Source organism: Paraburkholderia sp. RL17-373-BIF-A (assembly GCF_046030175.1).
In the GTDB taxonomy this organism is placed as follows: Bacteria; Pseudomonadota; Gammaproteobacteria; order Burkholderiales; family Burkholderiaceae; genus Paraburkholderia.
This window is the reverse complement of sequence record NZ_JARESO010000035.1, coordinates 1-18,761: the sequence shown is the minus strand read 5'-3', so window position 1 is coordinate 18,761 and position 18,761 is coordinate 1. Positions and strand designations below refer to the sequence as shown.

The following is an 18,761-nucleotide window of genomic DNA, read 5'->3' as shown; positions in this document are numbered from 1 at the left end:
CGGCCTGGCGGATATGAACGGTTGAGCGCAACACGATGGCGTAACCCTCGACAGGACCGTTCCCGGACTCCCGGGACGGTTCACGGAGTCTCATATGACCACGCGACGCGAAGTGCCGGGAATCCGGCCGTATGACGGACCCGCTGGAGGTTGGGGCGCGCTGCGGGCGACAGCTCAAGCCATCAGGCAACAGATGGAGAGCATCGAAGCGCCGATTACGCTGATGCGGACCAATCAGCCCGACGGTTTCGATTGTCCGGGCTGCGCCTGGCCGGACAAGGAGCATAAGTCCACCTTCCAGTTCTGTGAGAACGGCGCCAAAGCGGTCACATGGGAAGCCACGACCAAGCGCGTGGGGCCGGAGTTTTTCCAGAACAACACGGTGTCGTCGCTGCTGCAACGATCCGATTTCGAACTCGAAGATCTTGGCCGGCTCACGCATCCGCTTGTCTACGATCGCGACACGGACAAGTTTCGCGCCGTCGAATGGGGTGACGCCTTCGCTCGTATCGGGCAAGTGCTTCAAGGGCTGTCCTCTCCCGATCAGGCCGAGTTCTACACGTCGGGCAGGGCGTCGAACGAGGCCGCCTACCTTTTCCAGTTGTTCGCACGAGAGTACGGGACCAACAATTTCCCGGATTGCTCCAACATGTGCCACGAGCCCACCAGCGTGGGATTGCCGCAGTCGATCGGGATCGGCAAAGGCACGGTGTCGCTGGAAGACTTCGACGAGACCGAACTCATCATCTCGATCGGCCACAATCCCGGCACCAATCATCCACGGATGATGGGCACGTTGCATGAAGCCTCGCGGCGCAATGTGCCCATCATCGTCTTCAATCCGCTGCGCGAGCGCGCACTCGAACGATTTGCGGACCCGCAGAACTTGCTTGAAATGGCCACGTACGGCTCGACCCGAATCGCCTCGACGTATTTTCAGGTCGACGCCGGCGGTGACGCCGCCGCGCTCAAGGGCATCATGAAGGCGCTGCTGGCGATGGAGGCCGAGGAAGGCAACGTTCTGGACCATGAATTCATCGCCGCGCACACGGAAAATTTCGACGCGTTCGCCGCTGATCTGGAAGTTACGGCGTGGGACGATATTGAAACGGCAAGCGGACTGAGCCGGTCCGATCTCGAACAGGTTGCGATTGCCTACGCCAAATCGAATGCGACCATCGTCACTTACGGAATGGGCGTGACCCAGCACAATAAAGGCACGGCCAACGTCCGCCTGATCGCCGATCTGTTGCTATTGCGCGGAAACTTTGGCAAACCCGGCGCGGGCATCTGTCCTTTGCGCGGACATTCGAACGTGCAAGGAAACCGGACCGTAGGCATAACCGAAAAGCCCTCCAGCACTTTCCTGAAACAGATCGAGGATGTGCTCGGTTTCAAACCGCCCGAGGCACACGGACACGATGCCGTTCAGGCGATGCAGGCGATGATCGACGGCTCGGCCAAGGCGCTGCTTTGCCTGGGCGGAAACTTCGCGGTCGCGCTGCCCGATTCGGAGCAGTCTTTTGCAGCCATGGCTAAACTCGATCTAAGCGTTCACCTCGGGACCAAGCTCAATCGTTCGCATCTGTTAGTGGCGAAGGAAAGCTATGTGCTGCCGTGCCTGGGCCGCACGGAACTCGATATCCAGGCAAGCGGCCGCCAATCCATCACGGTCGAAGATTCCATGTCGATGGTCCATGCTTCGTCCGGAAAACTCAAGCCCGCCTCCGAATTCCTATTGTCCGAGCCGGCGATCATCGCGGGTATTGCGCGGGCGACGTTGCCCCACAGCAAGGTCGCCTGGCAGGAACTGGTTGCCGATTACGACAAGGTTCGCGATCTGATCGAACAGACCGTGCCGGGTTTTGAAGCATTCAATGCGCGAATCAGAACGCCGGGCGGATTCCGTCTGCCGCTTCCTCCAACCGAACGCGTGTGGCACACGCCGTCCGGAAAAGCGATGTTCTCGGTCTACGGCGGAGTGAAGGAAGACGCCGACGTATACGGCGCTGAAAATGTGCTGCGCCTCATCACGATCCGCAGTCACGACCAGTACAACACCACGATCTATGCCCTCGACGATCGTTACCGGGGCGTGTTCGGCAGGCGCGACGTGGTGTTCATGAATGAAGCCGATCTCGCGGCGCGCGGACTCGAACATGGCGATCTGGTCGATATCGAAACTATTTCATCGGGCAGGAAGCTTTGCCTGAAGAACATCACGGCAATTGTTTATGGCATCGCACAAGGATCGGTGGCGGCGTATTATCCGGAAGCAAACGTGCTGGTGCCGCTCGACTTCATCGACAAGGAAAGCGGCACGCCGTCGTACAAGTCGGTTCCTGTTCATGTTTCGCGCGCGGCGCAAGCCTGAATGCCGGCGAGTTTGACGGGTCGATCGACTGGGCGTGCGCGTCCAGTCGATCGACACACGGGGGGACCAGCAAATGCCGCTATCACCTGGAGCCGCTGATCAATCATGGAAATCTTCGACGCCTTCCACCTCGCCAGGTTGCAGTTTGCGTTCACGGTTTCATTTCACATTATTTTCCCCGCGATCAGTATAGGAATGGCCAGTTTCCTCGCCGTGCTGGAGTGGCGCTGGCTGCTGACCGGCGACGTGGTCTACAAGGACATGTTCCTGTTCTGGTCGAAGATCTTCGCGGTCGGCTTCGGCATGGGCGTGGTGTCGGGCGTGGTGATGGCCTACGAGTTCGGCACCAACTGGAGCGGATTTTCCACCATTGCCGGCAACGTCACGGGGCCGCTCCTGACTTATGAAGTATTGACGGCATTCTTTCTCGAAGCCGGCTTTCTCGGCGTCATGCTGTTCGGCTGGCAGCGGGTGAGTCCACGCGCGCACTTTTTCGCCACGCTGATGGTGGCGGTCGGCACGTTGATCTCCACGTTCTGGATTCTCGCCTCGAATAGCTTCATGCAGACGCCGCAAGGATTCGCCATGGAGAACGGCCGGATCGTGCCGGTCGACTGGATGAAGGTGATTTTCAATCCATCATTCCCGTACCGGCTCGCGCATATGACCATCGCCGCGTTTATTGTCGCGGGCTTCATCGTCGCCGCGTGCGGGGCGTGGCATCTGCTGCATGGCCGGCGCGACGGCCCCATCAAGCGCAGTTTTTCGATGGCGCTGTGGATTCTGCTTTTGCTGACGCCGATCCAGATTTTCGTCGGCGATGCGCACGGCCTCAACACCCGCGAATATCAGCCCGCCAAGATCGCGGCCATAGAGGGCCTGTGGGAAACCGAGAAAGGCGGCACGGCGCTCAATCTGGTCGGTCTGCCCGACATGACAGCGGAAGTCACGCGCTACGCGGTGCAAATACCGCATTTGGGCAGCCTCATACTGACCCATAGCTGGGACGGAGAAATCCGCGGGCTCAAGGAGTTTCCCGCCAGAGACCGGCCGTATTCGCCAATCATCTTCTGGACCTTCCGGATCATGGCGGGCCTCGGCATGTTGATGCTGTTGACCGCGTTGCTAGGGTTGCTGCTCAGGTTGAAAGGCCGTCTCTACGAGACGCGGTGGTATCAGGTTTTCGTGCTGTGCATGGGCCCGTCGGGAATCGTCGCGCTGTTGGCCGGCTGGGTCACGACGGAGGTCGGCCGCCAGCCCTGGACGGTGTACGGTGTGCTGCGCACTGAAGACTCACTCTCGCCGGTCAGTGCCCAGCAAGCGGGCGTTTCACTGCTGATCTTTGTGCTGGTGTACTTCCTGGTATTCGGTATGGGGGTCTACTACATGCTCAAGATGATGAAGCGCGGACCAGAGGAACATGTCGACGCCCGCCAGTCGGTCAAGCACCCGGTGTTGCGCAATCGTCCGCTGGACGCACTGGAAGGGGAGTGACGCCATGCAAATCGATCTTCCGGTTGTGTGGGCTGCGATCATCGGACTCGGCGTTTTCATCTATGTGATGCTGGATGGCTTCGATCTCGGTATCGGCCTGCTGTTTCCGTTCTTCGAGGAAAAAGCCGATCGGCAAGTGATGCTGAATACCATCGCGCCGGTCTGGGACGGCAACGAGACATTCCTCGTGCTCGGCGGCGCGGGGCTATACGGCGCGTTTCCGGTCGTCTATTCGACGCTGCTGCCGGCGAACTATCTGCCGCTGATCCTGATGGTCGTCGGCCTGATCTTCCGCGGGGCGGCTTTCGAATTGCGCGCGAAGGCCACGCGGACCCAGCATGCGTGGGATCTTGCCTTCATTGCCGGATCCGCGCTCGCGGGGCTCTGCCAGGGCATCGTGCTGGGGTCGCTGCTGCAAGGCATCAAGATCGTTGATGACCGTTTCGCCGGCGACCCGTTCGACTGGCTGTCACCGTTCAGCCTGTTCTGCGGAATCGGGGTGCTCTTTACGTATGCGACGCTCGGCTGCGGCTGGCTCATCCTGAAGACGGAAGGCGAACTGCAGCGCAAGATTCGCGAGGTCATGCGGCCGCTGGTGATCGTGCTGCTGGGGATAATCTTCGTGGTGAGTCTCTGGACCGTGATCGGATTGCCGGCGGTCGAGCATCGCTGGTTCGGGAGCGGCTATCTCGGCTGGTTCATGCCGGTGCCGATTCTTGTTGTCGCGTGTGTGTGGGGTATTTTTCGGTCGCTTCGCCTTCAGCATGAAGCGCTGCCGTTCCTGCTCACCCTTGGGCTGTGCTTTCTCGGATATAGCGGCTTGCTCATCAGTATCTGGCCGAACATCGTGCCGCCTTCGCTGACGATCTGGGAAGCATCGTCGAGTCATTCGAGCCAGCTCTTTACGCTGGTCGGCACGGTGATCGTGCTGCCGGTCATTCTCGTCTACAACGCCATGCAGTACCGTGTGTTTCGCGGCAAGGTGCGGGAAGGGGATGCCGGCTATCACTGAGGGTAGAAAGGTTGCACGGGCACGGCGGTTAGCGGCCGCACAGGACAACAAGCTTGCCGACGGTAATCACGGCCTGTTCGATCTCGCTCGACCAGGGGCTGCTGTAATTCAGGCGGATGAAATTCCGGTAGGTCGTCTCCGAGATCGAGAACATATAGCCCGGTCCGATCGTGATGCCCTGTTCGAGCGCCAGCTTATAAAGCCGCATCGCGTCGACCTTGGGCGGCAATTCGATCCACAGCACGTAGCCGCCCGCGGGATTGGACATGCGCGTACCTTCAGGGAAGAAACGCGACACGGTCGCCTTCATCAGCTTCGCCTGCTGCGCATACATTTTCCGAAGCCGCCGCAGATGATGCTCGTAACCATCGCGCTCCAGAAATTCCGCGATCGCCAGTTGCGGAATGGCCGGTGTGGTCAACGTGTTCAGAAACTTGAGCTTCTCGACCTGATCGCGATAGCGGCCCGGCATCGCCCAACCAATCCGGTACGCTGCCGTGAGGGTCTTCGAAAATGACGCGCAGTGAAGCACCAATCCCTTCGTGTCGTAGGACTTCAACGTGCTCGGATACGTGCTATCGAAGTGCAACTCGTTGTAGACACCGTTCTCGATGACCGGTATGTCCCGCTTCGTCAAGTAGTCGACGAGCTCGCGCTTGCGCTCGTCGGGCATCAGAAACTCCAGCGGGTTCTGGAAATTGGGCATGACCATGCAGGCGGTGACCGTGTGCGATTCCACGATCGCCGCAAGCGCTTCGATGTCGATACCGTGTTCGGGATGTGTGGACACCTCGATCGCCTTCATGCCCATCCGTTCGATCGCGTGCAGCATCGCGTAGAACGTGGGTGACTCGACTGCGATCGTATCGCCTGGCTTGGCGACGGCCTGCAGGCACAGATTGATCGCCTCGGTTGCGCCGACCGTGACGATGATCTCGTTGGGATCGACGGCCATACCGTTTTCGAGGTAGCGACGCGCAATCTGGCGCACCAGTGCCGCATTGCCCGGCGGCAGCGCGTCGGTCACGCCCCACCGTGTCTTGCCTCGCCCCGCATCGTAAGCGTAGCGATTGAGCTTCTCGAAGGGAAACAGGCTCGCATCAGGGTAGGGCGAGCCGAGCGGCACCGCGTCGTCGACACCGATCGAGCGCAGCGTGGAAAGCACCAGCCGGCTGACGTCGACCGGCGACGAAATTGGAATCGGTTTCGATGGGCGCAGTTCGAGTGTCTTCCGCTCGCCTCCGTCGCCGCGGAAATTGACGAAATAGCCCGATTGCGGCCGGCTCGTGAGCAGCCCCTGGCTTTCAAGCAATAAGTAGGCGCGGATGACCGTGGTTACGCTGATCCGATGCTGCTGACTGGTCTGCCGCACCGACGGCAGGCGTTCACCGTGGCTGTAGACGCCTTGCCGGATCAGCTTTTCGATGTCGTCTGCAAGCTTCTCATAGAGATTCATCGGACGATTTCCCTGGCGTTTCGCAGCGGCAAGTTGCACCGGCCACTCCGCTGGCTGACACGCGCTCGCGCGGACGTGCCGCCGTCCGGTGCGCAAATCCTAGCAGAACTGTACTGATGCCAGCCGGGCCGATTTGTGCACTCTGCGGTCGACCGCCCAGCTTTACTCTGTTCTCCATCGAACGCATGTTCGCGAGGCCCTGAAACAGGGGTCTGTCGATGCGTGAAGACTGGAGCCAATACATGCAAGACGTCAATCTGAAGGGAAACCGCCACGCACGCCATCAGCGTTCCGACGCTTCGCCGTTGGCGTCACGCAGGACCGGCGCAAAGGGAGGCGGGGGATGATGAATCTGCTCGAAGCCATGCGCATTTACGTGAGAGTGGTGGAGCGCGAGAGCATTTCCGGCGCGGCCAGGGATCTGAATATCGGGCAGCCCGCCGCGAGCGAACGCATCGAGCGGCTTGAGGCGTATCTCGGCTGCCGGCTCTTGCTGCGTAGTGCACGTGCGTTCAATTGCACGCCCGAAGGTGTCACCTTCTATGAGCGTAGCAAGAGGATTCTCTGGGCCGTCGAGCAGGCGGTCGCGGACGTGTCGAACGACGAGCAGGCGCTCAGAGGCACGGTTCGCATCGCGGCGCCTCACTGCTTCGGCGAGACGGTCGTGCCGGAAGCGTTGACGCTCGTACGGGCGGCCTATCCGCAACTGGATCTGGAACTGGTGCTGAACGACAGGATCGTCGATCTCGTGACGGAGGGCGTGGATATTTCCTTTCGTCTCGGACAACTCGGAGAAGGGGCGTTCATTGCCCGCCAACTCGGGCAGGTCGGGCGTGTGCTCGTTGCAGCGCCGGCCTATCTGAGCGAGCATGGTCCGATCACCGAGCCCTCCGACCTAGTAAAACATCCGTTCATTCGCGTGCAGGGCATGTTCGGCACGGACCAGTTGCCGCTCAGACATCAGGCGAGCGTCGTCGAGAGTGCCCCCATCCGTACCGCGGTGAAGACCAGTCATTGGCGGCCCATGTATGAAATGATCGTCGCCGGTGCGGGCATTGGCGTGCTGGAAGAGCCGGCGTGCGTCGAGGCGCTCGCGGAGGGACGGCTGGTTCGTCTGCTGCCGCAATTCGACGCGCTGCCTTTCGACGTCAATGTGCTGATTCAGGCGCAACGTCCGGTGCCGCCGCGGGTACGCCTGATTGTGACGATGTTGAAACAGTGCACGCCGGAAATCCTCGAGAGAGTGCACGTCGAGTGCGGAAAATTGGCCCCTGGTCTTGAAGTACTGGCCGACAACGCCGACTCCGCGCTGCTGAAACAGTCGTTACGAGCCTGAGCCCGCAACGACCCGCGCTTATTCAGCGAGCGTCAACGACACCGACGCTTCGCTCGTCAACATCAGGAACGTCAGCGTCTCGCGCAGATAGAGGCGCACTACCGTGTCGGTATGGCTGAGATAGCCGATCGAGAGATCTTCACCGAGGTGCAACTCGAAGTCGCCGCCTCGCGTGGAGAGCACGCTGCCGCCCGTCAGCGCCGGTGCCCAGATGATGTCGCCGTTCACGATCCGCTTGATGTGCTCGATCACCGGATAGCCCTGATCGCGCGCCTCGCTGAGCGCTGTGTAGGCGTCGGCGCCGAGCAGCACGGAATACGGACCGTCCACGCCGGCAAGCCGCAATTCTTCCAGCGCATTGCTGATCGCGTCCGGATAGTCGCCGACGTCGGCGGGCAGCGCGAGCGGCTGATTCGACGAGCCTTCGCGAATCCCGCCGATCCCCGCAGCCTGATATCCGTCGAAGATCGCGCGATCTTCGGCATAGGCGAGCTCTTTCGCTGCGTCTTTCGCGGGCTGCCAGTCGGCGTCGTTCGCGCCGCGTAACACGCTGTCGATCGCATCGCGCTGCAACTCGAACGGCACGGTGAACTGAACGAGACTCTTGACCTCCGCCAGCTTCGCCGCGACGCCCTGTTGGGGCGCGGTAATCGCGATCTGATGCCCCGTGCCGACGCCTGACAATTCGGTTCCGCCGGGACCCTTGACGTCGACCACGCGACGGCCGGCAACACTGCGTTTGAACGTGCGGGCCACTTCGTTTTCGATCTGCGACCAGGCGGCACTGGAGATGGGGGCAAGCTCGCGATGCAGGTTATTCATGTTGGGAGATTCCCTTGAGAGAGCCAATATTCAGCGAGCCGTCGTGGCGCGGCTCGGCGGGCGAAGAGGGTTCAGGCTGTGATTCGATGGCGGCCGTGACGCTCGGCGGATCGCGGTCCGCGAGCTCCTCAAGCAAGGTGGCCGACGGCACGAAGAAGAGGCCGCCCGTGACGGCGCGGCTATAGTCGAGCAGCCGGTCGTAATTGCCCGGCGGCCGCCCGATGAACATGTTCTCCAGCATCTGCTCGATCGGCGCGGGGGAACGTGCATAGCCGATGAAGTAGGTGCCGAACTCGCCCGCGCCGAGGCGGCCGAATGGCATGTTGTCGCGCAAGATCTTCACTTCCTTGCCGTTCTCGGTGATCGTGGTCAGCGAGCTGTGCGACGACGACGGTTTGACCGCTGCGTCGAGCTCGACGTCGGACAGTTTCTTGCGACCGATGATGCGCTCCTGCGTCTCGACGGAGAGCGCGTTCCAGCCGTCCATGTCGTGCAGGTACTTCTGCACCAGCACATAGCTGCCGCCTTCGAATCCCGGATCCTCGGTGATGAGCGTGTATTCGTCGGCGGCGCGGCCTGCCGGGTTCTCGGTGCCGTCGACGAACCCCACCATGTCGCGCATGTCGAAGTAGCGGAAACCGTGAACTTCATCGACCACGGTGACCGCGTCGCCGAGTGCGCCGAGCAACTGCGTGGCGAGCTCGAAGCAGAGATCCATGTGATCGGCGCGGATGTGCAGCAGGAAATCGCCCGGCGTTCCCAGCGCGCGCCGTTCGCCTTCGCCGATGTCCCGGAACGGGTGCAGCAGGGCGGGCCGGGGTGCGCCGAACAGCCTGTCCCACGCGTGCGAGCCGAAGGAGCAGACGCACGACAGATTGCCGGAAGGCACCCGCTTGCCGACCGCGCGCACGAGGGCGGCAATGTCGCCGCACCATTCGCGCACCTTGGCCTCCTGATCGCGGTCGTTCGCGACGGTCGCGACAATGAAGATCGCGCTGCGGGAGACGTCATTACAAATTGCTTGCGGTTCCGGGATTTCGTTGGGCATCGGCTTGAGTGTTGAGAGACCGTTACGGGTTCCGACAGCAGTAGAACCCATGTCGTTCCGCCTACGCGTTTCACATGCCGGAGGCGGGCGCGAGTTTCGTTTGAATGATTGAAGCGCGTTAGCTGTTGCGCGCCACCTCGGGCATGCGTACCGCCTTGCCTCGTCACCAGGAGGGCGCAACACGCGTGACACGGTTGACGTCCATCACGCCCACAGATGTTATACCGAGCGGGTACTTTGTGGAAACTGCGCGCCGTCTTCGGCATGCGATAAATTCTACGTTGATCCGGCGCCAGCACCCGCTGCTCCTTTCGATACTTCATATCGGGTCGAGCGGCTTTTCATTCCACTGTCACATCGCTACTATCCGCCGGTAGGAAGGCAATCCATCGAGCCTGTCTATCGGATTGGCAAAAGGACGGGGGTAATTCGTTCGCATTGCAAATAGATATAGATGCAATGAGCGGCCACCGAGCGACGTCGGATACGGGTCGATTGCATGCTACGGATTGGAGCGACAGCATGAGCGAGTCCAAGCCGAAGAGAAAAGCCGACGTATACCAGCGGCCTCGCGTGGTTCGCATCGCGGCGCCTCACTGCTTCGGCGAGACGGTCGTGCCGAGGGCATTGGCGCTTGTGTGTGCAACCTATCCGCAACTGGATCTGGAACTCGTGCTGAACGACAGGATCGCCGATCCTGGGGCGGACGGCGCGGATATTTCCTTTCGTCTCGGGCAAGTCGGAGAAGGGGCGTTCATTATCCGCCGACTCGGGCAGGTTGGGCGTGTTCTCGTTGCCGCACCGGGCTATGTGGATCAGCATGGTCCGATCAGCGAGCCGTCCGACCTGGCAAAACATCCGTTCATTCGAGTCCGGGGCATGTTCGGCACGGACCAGTTGCCGCTCAGGAGGCTGGGGAGTGCCGTGGAGAGTGCTCCGATCCATACCGCGGTGAAGAGCAGTCATTGGCGGCCCATGTATGAAATGATCGTCGCGGGTGCGGGCATTGGCGTGCTGGAAGAGCCGGCGTGCGTCGACGCGCGCGTGGCCGGCCGGCTGGTTCGTCTGTTGCCGGATTTTGACGTGCCGCCTTTCGAGCTGAATCTGTTGACTCAAACACAACGTGAGGTGCCGACGCCGGTACGGCTAATCGTGGCGCTGCTGCTGAAGTGCGTGCCGGAACTTCTCCGGGGAGCGCGCGCGGCAACCCCCTCCCATTTCGATCGATGCCAGGAATCGAAAACAAAAAAGTGGCGCGCTTTTCGAAAGTCGCTATCTTTGACAGATAACGTTTGCGATCTGAGGAGCTATCAAATGGCACAACAGTTGATCGTCGCGGTTTTCGACCGCGTTGACGTAGCCGAAAGAGCGGGGCGGGATTTCAGGAACTTCGAGGAAAAAGACCTCGGTTTCAAGATCGAGAGCGGCGTGTTGGTGCAAAAAGACGCCATAGGTCAACTGAACGTGCTCGACAAGTACACGCGGCCGTTTTGGGGGACCGTGATCGGCGCGCTGACTGGTGGCCTGATCGGCATGCTCGGTGGACCGGCCGGCGCGATAGTGGGCTTCACTGTCGGGGCGAGCGGCGGCCTCGCTGGGCATGCGATCAAGGAGACGCTCGATAATGAACTGGTCGCATCGATAGCGAGCAAGCTCACCGCCGGCAGCGTAGCGTTCATCCTCGAGGCGCAGGAAGCGTCACCGTTTGAAGTCGACAATATCGTGCTCGGCTATGGCGGAAGTGTTTTTCGCAAACCACTCGGCCGATAATGAACGGGGCGCGCCGGGATACTTGCTTGTCACGCGAATGCCTGAAGCTGCCGGAGATGATTCGGTCTAACATGGTGACTTGCATCTTCAGGAGCAACGGATCATGACCTCAGGTACCGACGAAGTGGCGGCTCGTGAAGCGGTTGAAGGTTTCTATCGAGCGTTCGAGCAGAAAAGCGTCGAGTTGTTGGCGAAGGTCGTCACCCCCGACTGGCAGTACATTCCGGAGCCCCGCGGCGCCACTCACGGACCCGGTCAAATGGTGCAGGTGTTCCATGACATTGCGACAGCGCTTCCGGACATGAAAGTCGAAATACTCGACTTGCTGGTGCATGGAGACCGGATTGGTGTTCGCGCGGAGATCAGCGGCACGCAAACAGGGAAACTGCTCGGCATTGACGCGAGTTCCAAGCACGTGAAATTCGCGATTCATTCTTTCCATCAGATGCGTGGGAACTTGATCGAGAAAACCTGGCACCTCGAGGACTGGCTATCGCTGTTTCGACAGCTTGGACAGTTGCCAAAAATGCTCGAACGACCTTGATGCAGGCACCGTGTATCGGCAGCGTCTCAGTGCTGATAATGCATTGCCGCGGCGATCAGAAGACGAAACGGCAACGCGAGCAACACTGCCCCGGCGACGCCGAGCAGCCACAATCCAACGAACCATAAGAGGCGTTTGCTAAACGTCGTCTTGCGATCAGGGCTTGTCTGTGACACGCTGTCCCTCGTCATCGGCTCGTCATACCCACTTCTCCATCATAGCCTGTTGTGGGCGACAGGAGCGCGGCAGGTGCTTCTGCGCGATGGCGAATCGGGGCCGAGAACGAACAAACGGGATTGAAAGTCATGAACGACATGCGAGATGTGGCGCCAGACAGCACAGCGGCGCGCGTCGCCTTGTGGCGTGCGTTGCATGTCGAGGCCGACCCGCCGCCGCATGTACTGGAAGACGAAATCGGCCTCGAGCTGCTGGCTCCGGATGAGGACTGGCGTGCCCGCGGCGACATGGACCCGCAGTTCACGCGGCCCTTTCGCGCTTCGATCGTGGCACGGGCTCGCTTCATCGAAGACCTGGTCGTGGAACAGGCCGGGAGAGGGCTGAGTCAGTATGTCATTCTCGGTGCCGGCCTCGACAGCTTCGCACAGCGCAGGCCGGAGATCGCCTCGCGCCTCAAGGTGTTCGAGATCGATCAGCCAGGTCCTCAAGCGTGGAAGCGTCAGCGCCTGATCGAACTCGGCTTCGGCGTCCCGGACTGGCTGCGCTTCGTGCCGGTCGATTTCGAGGCGGGCCGGAACTGGCGGGACGAGTTGATGATTGCCGGCTTCGATGAAAGCAAGCCGGCAATCGTGGTCTCCACGGGTGTCAGTATGTATCTGACCAGGGACGCGAACGCGGCCGCGCTGCGCCAGGTTGCGACGCTCGCCTCAGGGTCGACGCTCGCCATGACGTTCCTGCTCCCGCTGGAACTGGCGGACCCCGAGGTACGTCCCGGGCTCGAGATGGCGGAGAAGGGCGCGCGAGCAAGCGGCACACCTTTTCTCAGCTTCTTCACTCCGCCGGAGATGCTGGCGCTGGCCCATGAAGCCGGCTTTAGAGAGGCACGGCACGTTTCGGCGGCCGATCTTACCCAGCGCTACTTCGCGGGCAGGACGGACGGTCTGCGTCCGCCAAACAATGCGGAGGAATTGCTTGTGGCAAGCACATAGCTGCGCTCGCATTTTGCGACTCGACATGAGTGCGCGGCTGACCACACGTCCCCAAGTCGTATGCCAATCGAGATTGACGCGTATATGACCAGACGCACTTTCGCGTCAAAAAACATGCCTAGGGAAAATATCTATTCATTCAAAATCTCCCCTCGCGTAATTTTAAATCCTGCTGAATCCCAAATATCGAGCAACAACGCGGCAGTTTCGCTTCCTGTCCTTCAGGATCGCCGGACCGACGCGGGAGGTGCCGTGACATTTATATTCGAGCGCGCGGGCCATTGTTAAAACCTAGCGCGACTGTGGTTCTTGACCCACGCACTTTCAGGGAAACGATGACCACCGGAACGCGCAAAAGCGGTTTTCCCGCGCTTGGAGCCCTCTCTTGGGGCTCACATCTGTGTCACTTCTACGAATCGCGGAGCGAATTGCTCAGCGTCACCGCGGACTTCCTCCATGCCGGACTCGCCAATCGCGAAGCGGGCGTGTGGGTCGCGCCCGCGTTGCTGGGACCCGACAAAGCCCGCTATATGCTCACGCGAACCGCGCCTGCACTCGCTGACTATATCGACGCGGGCCAATTGCAGATTCTCGACGGCACACAAATCTACTCCTCGCCTAAAACAGGCTTCAACGGCGGCGCTACCGTGGGCTTATGGTCGAAGGCGATCAACGGCGCGCTGGGGCGAGGCTTCGAAGGACTGCGAGTGGCCGGCGACGCCGTCTGCAACGAAACCACCGATTGGGTCGCGCTGCTCGATTACGAAGCCTCGCTGAAGGAGAAGCTTGCCGCGCGGCCGATCATCGGTTTGTGCACGTACTGCGTGCAAAAGCTTCGCACTGCGCAGATGCGGGAAATCGAACGCCTGCACGATGCGAAGATCGAGCCGCCGCGTGTCGGGACCTCCGGGCATTCGCGTGCGCAGACCATGCAGCGTTCGGAGAACGTAGTCACCCTTGGCGAGCGTAGCGATGAAACGAAAGAAGCATCGATCGGCGCAACGATAGGCCACGAAATCCGCAACGCGATCACGCCACTTGGCCTGCTCGCGCGTCTGTTGGACGCCCAGTACGGCCATGACGAACAGTTGACGCGGTACGCGCTTCTGCTCTCCCGGCAAGCAAGCCTGCTTGGGCAGTTGGCCCAGCAATTGATGGCGCCCGATGATGCGGAGTTCGCCGGTTCGCTTGAACCGGCGTCGGGCGCTTTAGCATGTTCGTCGCGCGAGAGAACGGTCGTGCATCCCGCGCCGGTCGACCTCGGTGATCTGCTCGCGCATTGTGTTCAGGTAGCAGAAGCGGGCGCACCGGATCACGCGCCCATTCGACTGACGGTGAGCGACGCGCCGTTGCGGGTGCAAGGCGACTTCGGCAAGCTGACCCAGGTGTTCGTCAATCTGCTGGTCAATGCGCTCAAATATTCGGCGGCTGCGGATGCGATCAAGGTGACGGCGTCCCGCGCCGGGCGTTACTGTTATATCAGCGTGAGCGACGAAGGCATCGGCATCGCACCGGGCGAGCTTGCGACCATCTTCAAGCCTTACGAGCGCGGACTTGCGGGCTGCGCATTGGGTGCCAAGGGTCATGGACTCGGGTTGGCGGTGGTTCGCGATATCGTCGCGAGCCATGGCGGTACCGTCGAGGCGTTTTCCGGGGGACTCGGCCGTGGCTCGGAATTCGTGGTGCGCTTGCCGCTGGCAAGCATGGTCACTCCGTCATTACGATCGCGCCCGAAGCACAAGAGTGCGAAGCGGTTTGCGTTGCACCCGTGACGCAAGGCATTGCCGCATAGCAATCACGCGCTATCTCAACGTCGAACGCCTGCCTGATCCGCACGCAATTGATGAACGCGTCGCGTCGTCAGGCCACACACGTGCGGTTGCGGCCGAGCCGCTTCGCCGAATACAGCGCCATGTCCGCTGCAGCGACCACAGTGCTGCCATCGCCACACTTGTCACTGCGCTGCGCGCAGACGCCGAGGCTGATCGTGACGACGCCCGAGACGCTCGGCGGATGGGGAAGCCGTAGCTTTTCCACGTCCTCGCGAATTTGCTCCGCCACGGCGAGTGCCCGATCCGGTTCGGCGTGCGCCAGAATCAAGGCGAATTCCTCGCCGCCATAGCGCGCGACCAGGTCGGTGTACTTTGCTGAAGATGCCGCTATCGAGCGGGCGATGGTGCGCAAGCATTCATCGCCTGTCTGATGACCGAAGTGATCGTTGTAGCTCTTGTAGTTGTCGACGTCGATCATCACGACAGCCAGATAAGTCTCCGTATGCGAACCCTGCTGGCAGCGTTGCTTGAGTTCGCGATCGAAGTAGCGGCGATTGAATAGTCCCGTGAGACTGTCGCGGAACGCGAGGCCTTCCAGTTCGCGGCGCTCATCGGCGTGGCGCTGTTCGATGGCTTTTTGTTCCGTTACGTCGCGCGCCATCGCGGTGAGGCCGTTCAATGTGCCGGACAACGGATCGATCACCGGACGCACATGAGTTTCTATCCAGCGCAAGCCGCCGTCGCGCGGGAAACGGCTGATCTGCGAGGCTTCGCCTCGGCCGGTCGCGACCTGCTCGATCATCGCCACCAAGGTATTGCGGTCGGCGGCATCGACCAGATCCGCGTAATGCACGCCGATCAGCTGTTCAGGCGCGCGACCCCACGCCTCGAACGCACGCGGTGACACGTAGGTCAGCTTGCCGTCGAGTTGCATGCTCATCACGACATCCGTGGCGTTTTCCGCCAGCGTGCGGAAGCGTTTTTCGCCGTCACGCAGGAGCCCGATCATGCGATTGCGCTGCATCTGGATCGCGCTGATCGGCAGCGCCACGCCGAGGGCGGCGACGAAAAACAGCTGCAAAGCGAAAACGCGATGCTGCATGCTCTCGAACGGATAAGCCCAGAGCGGCCCCGAACCGTGCGCCGTGAACCAGAGCGCGATCGCGAGACACAGGAGTAAGCCAAGTAGAACGCCCGCAATTTCGGCCTGAAACGCGAGCAGCACAATGGGCGGAAGTACCCAGTACAACAATGGTGCGCTGATCTGCAAACCGAATATGCAACTCGTCACGACGCCCACCAACGCCACCAGTGCGCAGGTCTTGAAGCGATTGCCGCTACGTAGAACCCGGGCAAGCTCGCCGCTCCAGAACACCATCGCGACCGGCGTGATGATGATGAGGCTCAAACCATCCGAGATGAACCAGGGCGCCAGCGTGGGCAAAAGTAAATGGCCGATTCTGCCCTCGAGCAAAAGCGTGGCCCACATACCTGACGCGACCGACGCAAGCAGCACGCCGCCGAAGAGAAATTTGAGGAGCGCTTTGGGCCGGATAAACTCGGCCACCGTCGTCACGCGTGGAGCAAACGCAAATGCGATCACGACCTGAAGCATATCTGCCGACGTGAACGAGACCGACGTGTGCAGGCTGCGTCCTATCAGCAGATTGGCGGTGAAGTCGCCTAGCGTGCCGCCGCACAAGACCCAGCGCCGCTGTTCCCGCCGGGTGACGATCATCTGAGCGAGCAGCACGGCGTTGCTCAGCCACATCGGCGCAACCTGCCCGGTCATGGCCCGCAGGCCGCGGCTTGCAAGGAACGCCAGTGCGGTCACCACCAGCGCGGCGAGCAAGGCCATGCCCTTTTGCCAATACGTCGGCGAGGACAACGGTTCGACGATGAGCGCTTGAGGCAGTGATGTCCGCGCTTCGGACCCATCGGTTACGGCAATGTCGGGCGTCCGTGTCCCGGTTCGCGGGCGTGTCATAACCATTCTCGTTGTGCAACGACTGTCGCGGACCGTCAACCGCGGGCAGCATATCGAACTACCGCTATGTTAACGGCCGCCTGGAGGCCAATCTTGAGGCCGTTGCCTGTGGGAGGCAAGGCTCAGTTACACCAACCCGCCGCAAACGCCGACGATCATTCAACCCGACGCCAACGACCGGACTCCGGGCACACGATGGCCGGTTCACCATTCACGCAGACCTGCTCTTCGTCCGCTTGCAACAGGGTCGAAGGGGCGATGTCGAAGACAACGTTAAGCGCGCGCGCAACGTGAACATCTTCGATCGGAAGCTCCCACGTCAGGAATATTTGCGTGCAATCCTGATCCGGCGCGAAGTCGGCCGCATTAAAGCCGCTGCTGCCGCGCCGGATCACACCATGCGGCTGGCCGGTGTCGAATATCAACGCCGTTCCGCGAGTCAGAGGAATGCGATGACCTGTACCGGGGAAATGCACATCCAGCCCCTTGTCCTCGCTGAGGAACAGATTGCAAAAAGCCGCACCGCCGTATTGCGCGCCGTCATGGTGATACCTTGCGCCGCGGCAGGCCATGAGGGCTATGTCACTGGCCGCAAGCACTGCGGGCAGGCCGATCGCGCTCGTCCACTCGGATATTGCCCGCACGCAGCGTGGGTAGTCCGGCCAGCGCACCTGCGTTCGCGCCAACGGCATGACCTCGACGTCACCGGGTTCGAGGACCATGCGCGACGACGTCTCCCTGTCCCAATCCGCGAGCACTCGAGCCGGGGGCGCAGGCACATCGAGCGTGCCTGACAGCACGATGTCACTCACGTTTCGACTGCGAATGGCGTCGCCACTCCAGAAATAGGAAGTCAGTACGTCTCGCATCGATGCTGTGGATGAGGGCTCATCTGCAGCATTGTAAGTTACCGTCCCGCTTTGAGCTGTGTCCACACCCTGTTTTGCAGGCGAAGGATTTCGGTCGGCAAAGGCAATGACGGAGTGAGCGATTGCATCTTCTCACCGCGAGGATAGACCGCTTCATCGTCGAGGATGGCCGGCTTCATATAAGCACGCGCGGCGGCATTAGCGTTCGGGTAACAACAAACCTGATTGGTGATCGCCGCGCCGACGCTGTCGGTGTCGATAGGCAGTGAGCGGCGCAACATGGCCAGGCAACTGGATGTGTCACCCGCCACTGCCAAGGTTCACCGGCGCAATCTCTACTGGAAACTGACTATTTCCTCCCCGGCAACACTCTTTCTGCTCATCATGGGCGAAGAGTGAGAGGCAAGTTGAACCGGCCCGATTCGGCTCGGCAATCTCAAGAAGGCGAGCGACTTTGCGTCGCCCTGCTTCTTTGTATCGCAATGTATCTGCGCCGTGGCAGGGTACATAACGTTTCACCAACGGGCATTGCCGACATAAGCCAGATACGTCCACGGAGTCTAATGGTTCCAAGCCAGCCGAACTGGCCTTGCTAACCGAAAACGCAAACGGGCGTTTGCGTGGAAGACATTTTCTCGAGGTGAAAGTCATGAAAGTCATTCAATCGCTTATCGTCGCTGCTGCTGTCGCTCTGCCGGCCCTGTCGTTCGCGCAATCGAATCAGCCGCTTACGCGGGCCGAGGTCCGCGCGGAACTCGCTCAGTTGGAGAAGGCCGGTTATAACCCCGCGAGCGATGAAACGCAGTATCCCAGGAATATCCAGGCTGCCGAAGCTCGCGTGAGCGCACAAAATGGCCTGTCGGCATCGTCATACGGCCCGGCGACGGCTGGCAGCTCGGCATCGGGCTCGCGTGCGTCGGACACTGACGTGATCGGTCTCGGCGCGATCTACGCCAAGCCATAACGGAAGGTCAGCTTCGATGACGCGGGTTCTTGCCAGCCACGCCTCGCGATGTTTTGACTCTGCATACGGTGTGTCCTGCGGGCGCACCGTTCAACTCAGCGCTGTCGTACATAAGGAGAATTAGCCATGTCTGACCAGATCAACACC

At 60.9% G+C, this 18,761-nt stretch carries 16 protein-coding genes; 10 read left to right on the top strand and 6 right to left on the bottom strand.

Annotated features, from left to right (window positions below; genetic code table 11):
- The first annotated feature begins 94 nt into the window (after nt 1-94).
- From P0D80_RS32575 to cydB, 3 genes are all read left to right on the top strand, one after another.
- Nucleotides 95-2,374, top strand: a complete 2,280-nt coding sequence (locus P0D80_RS32575; protein ID WP_408177742.1) for an FdhF/YdeP family oxidoreductase — start codon at nt 95-97, stop codon at nt 2,372-2,374.
- A 105-nt stretch (nt 2,375-2,479) separates the two neighbouring features.
- Nucleotides 2,480-3,868 carry a cytochrome ubiquinol oxidase subunit I gene (locus P0D80_RS32570; protein ID WP_408290065.1) on the top strand — a complete coding sequence of 463 codons (1,389 nt, stop codon included), beginning with the start codon at nt 2,480-2,482 and terminating at the stop codon, nt 3,866-3,868.
- Nucleotides 3,869-3,872: 4 nt separating this feature from the next.
- Complete coding sequence (gene cydB / locus P0D80_RS32565) at nt 3,873-4,880, top strand: cytochrome d ubiquinol oxidase subunit II (protein WP_408290063.1); 1,008 nt, start codon at nt 3,873-3,875, stop codon at nt 4,878-4,880.
- A gap of 28 nt (nt 4,881-4,908) precedes the next feature.
- On the opposite strand, the gene P0D80_RS32560 is transcribed toward cydB, so the two are convergent.
- Nucleotides 4,909-6,336 carry an aminotransferase-like domain-containing protein gene (locus tag P0D80_RS32560; protein ID WP_408290061.1) on the bottom strand — a complete coding sequence of 476 codons (1,428 nt, stop codon included), beginning with the start codon at nt 6,334-6,336 and terminating at the stop codon, nt 4,909-4,911.
- 346 nt (nt 6,337-6,682) lie between these two features.
- Here P0D80_RS32560 and P0D80_RS32555 point away from each other — a divergent pair, with 346 nt between their 5' ends.
- Nucleotides 6,683-7,672 (top strand): LysR family transcriptional regulator, encoded by a 990-nt coding sequence (locus P0D80_RS32555; protein ID WP_408290153.1) that lies wholly within the window; start codon nt 6,683-6,685, stop codon nt 7,670-7,672.
- 18 nt (nt 7,673-7,690) lie between these two features.
- Here the strand turns inward: P0D80_RS32555 and P0D80_RS32550 are convergent, their stop codons facing one another.
- Nucleotides 7,691-8,494: a family 1 encapsulin nanocompartment shell protein gene (locus tag P0D80_RS32550; RefSeq protein ID WP_132381679.1), complete on the bottom strand. Its 804-nt coding sequence runs from the start codon at nt 8,492-8,494 to the stop codon at nt 7,691-7,693.
- Nucleotides 8,487-9,542: a Dyp-type peroxidase gene (locus P0D80_RS32545; protein WP_408290151.1), complete on the bottom strand. Its 1,056-nt coding sequence runs from the start codon at nt 9,540-9,542 to the stop codon at nt 8,487-8,489. Before P0D80_RS32545 ends, P0D80_RS32550 begins: the two co-directional genes overlap by 8 nt.
- A 459-nt stretch (nt 9,543-10,001) precedes the next feature.
- Between P0D80_RS32545 and P0D80_RS32540 the strand changes: the two genes are divergently transcribed.
- The 4 genes from P0D80_RS32540 to P0D80_RS32525 all read left to right on the top strand — a co-directional run bounded on the left by P0D80_RS32540 (nt 10,002) and on the right by P0D80_RS32525 (nt 14,794).
- Nucleotides 10,002-11,312: a LysR substrate-binding domain-containing protein gene (locus P0D80_RS32540; protein ID WP_408290058.1), complete on the top strand. Its 1,311-nt coding sequence runs from the start codon at nt 10,002-10,004 to the stop codon at nt 11,310-11,312.
- A 79-nt stretch (nt 11,313-11,391) separates the two neighbouring features.
- Entirely contained in the window at nt 11,392-11,856 is a 465-nt protein-coding gene (locus P0D80_RS32535; protein ID WP_342960057.1) for an ester cyclase, read from the top strand.
- Nucleotides 11,857-12,161: 305 nt separating this feature from the next.
- The gene (locus tag P0D80_RS32530) at nt 12,162-13,022 is read left to right on the top strand and encodes a class I SAM-dependent methyltransferase (RefSeq protein ID WP_408177747.1); all 861 of its coding nucleotides are present in this window, start codon (nt 12,162-12,164) and stop codon (nt 13,020-13,022) included.
- 335 nt (nt 13,023-13,357) lie between these two features.
- Nucleotides 13,358-14,794, top strand: a complete 1,437-nt coding sequence (locus tag P0D80_RS32525) for an MEDS domain-containing protein (RefSeq protein ID WP_408290055.1) — start codon at nt 13,358-13,360, stop codon at nt 14,792-14,794.
- A gap of 88 nt (nt 14,795-14,882) precedes the next feature.
- Here P0D80_RS32525 and P0D80_RS32520 read toward each other — a convergent pair whose 3' ends face one another.
- The 3 genes from P0D80_RS32520 to P0D80_RS32510 all read right to left on the bottom strand — a co-directional run bounded on the left by P0D80_RS32520 (nt 14,883) and on the right by P0D80_RS32510 (nt 17,961).
- Nucleotides 14,883-16,781 carry a sensor domain-containing diguanylate cyclase gene (locus P0D80_RS32520; protein WP_408290053.1) on the bottom strand — a complete coding sequence of 633 codons (1,899 nt, stop codon included), beginning with the start codon at nt 16,779-16,781 and terminating at the stop codon, nt 14,883-14,885.
- Nucleotides 16,782-16,936: 155 nt separating this feature from the next.
- The gene (locus tag P0D80_RS32515; protein WP_408177895.1) at nt 16,937-17,650 is read right to left on the bottom strand and encodes a hypothetical protein; all 714 of its coding nucleotides are present in this window, start codon (nt 17,648-17,650) and stop codon (nt 16,937-16,939) included.
- 38 nt (nt 17,651-17,688) lie between these two features.
- Complete coding sequence (locus tag P0D80_RS32510; RefSeq protein ID WP_408290155.1) at nt 17,689-17,961, bottom strand: hypothetical protein; 273 nt, start codon at nt 17,959-17,961, stop codon at nt 17,689-17,691.
- Here P0D80_RS32510 and P0D80_RS32505 point away from each other — a divergent pair.
- Nucleotides 17,930-18,049: a LuxR C-terminal-related transcriptional regulator gene (locus tag P0D80_RS32505; protein ID WP_408177896.1), complete on the top strand. Its 120-nt coding sequence runs from the start codon at nt 17,930-17,932 to the stop codon at nt 18,047-18,049. The two genes, P0D80_RS32510 and P0D80_RS32505, sit on opposite strands and share 32 nt — an antisense overlap.
- A gap of 250 nt (nt 18,050-18,299) precedes the next feature.
- A complete protein-coding gene (locus P0D80_RS32500; RefSeq protein ID WP_408177750.1) occupies nt 18,300-18,614 on the top strand; it encodes a DUF4148 domain-containing protein in 315 nt (104 codons plus the stop codon).
- Nucleotides 18,615-18,761: the final 147 nt, after the last annotated feature.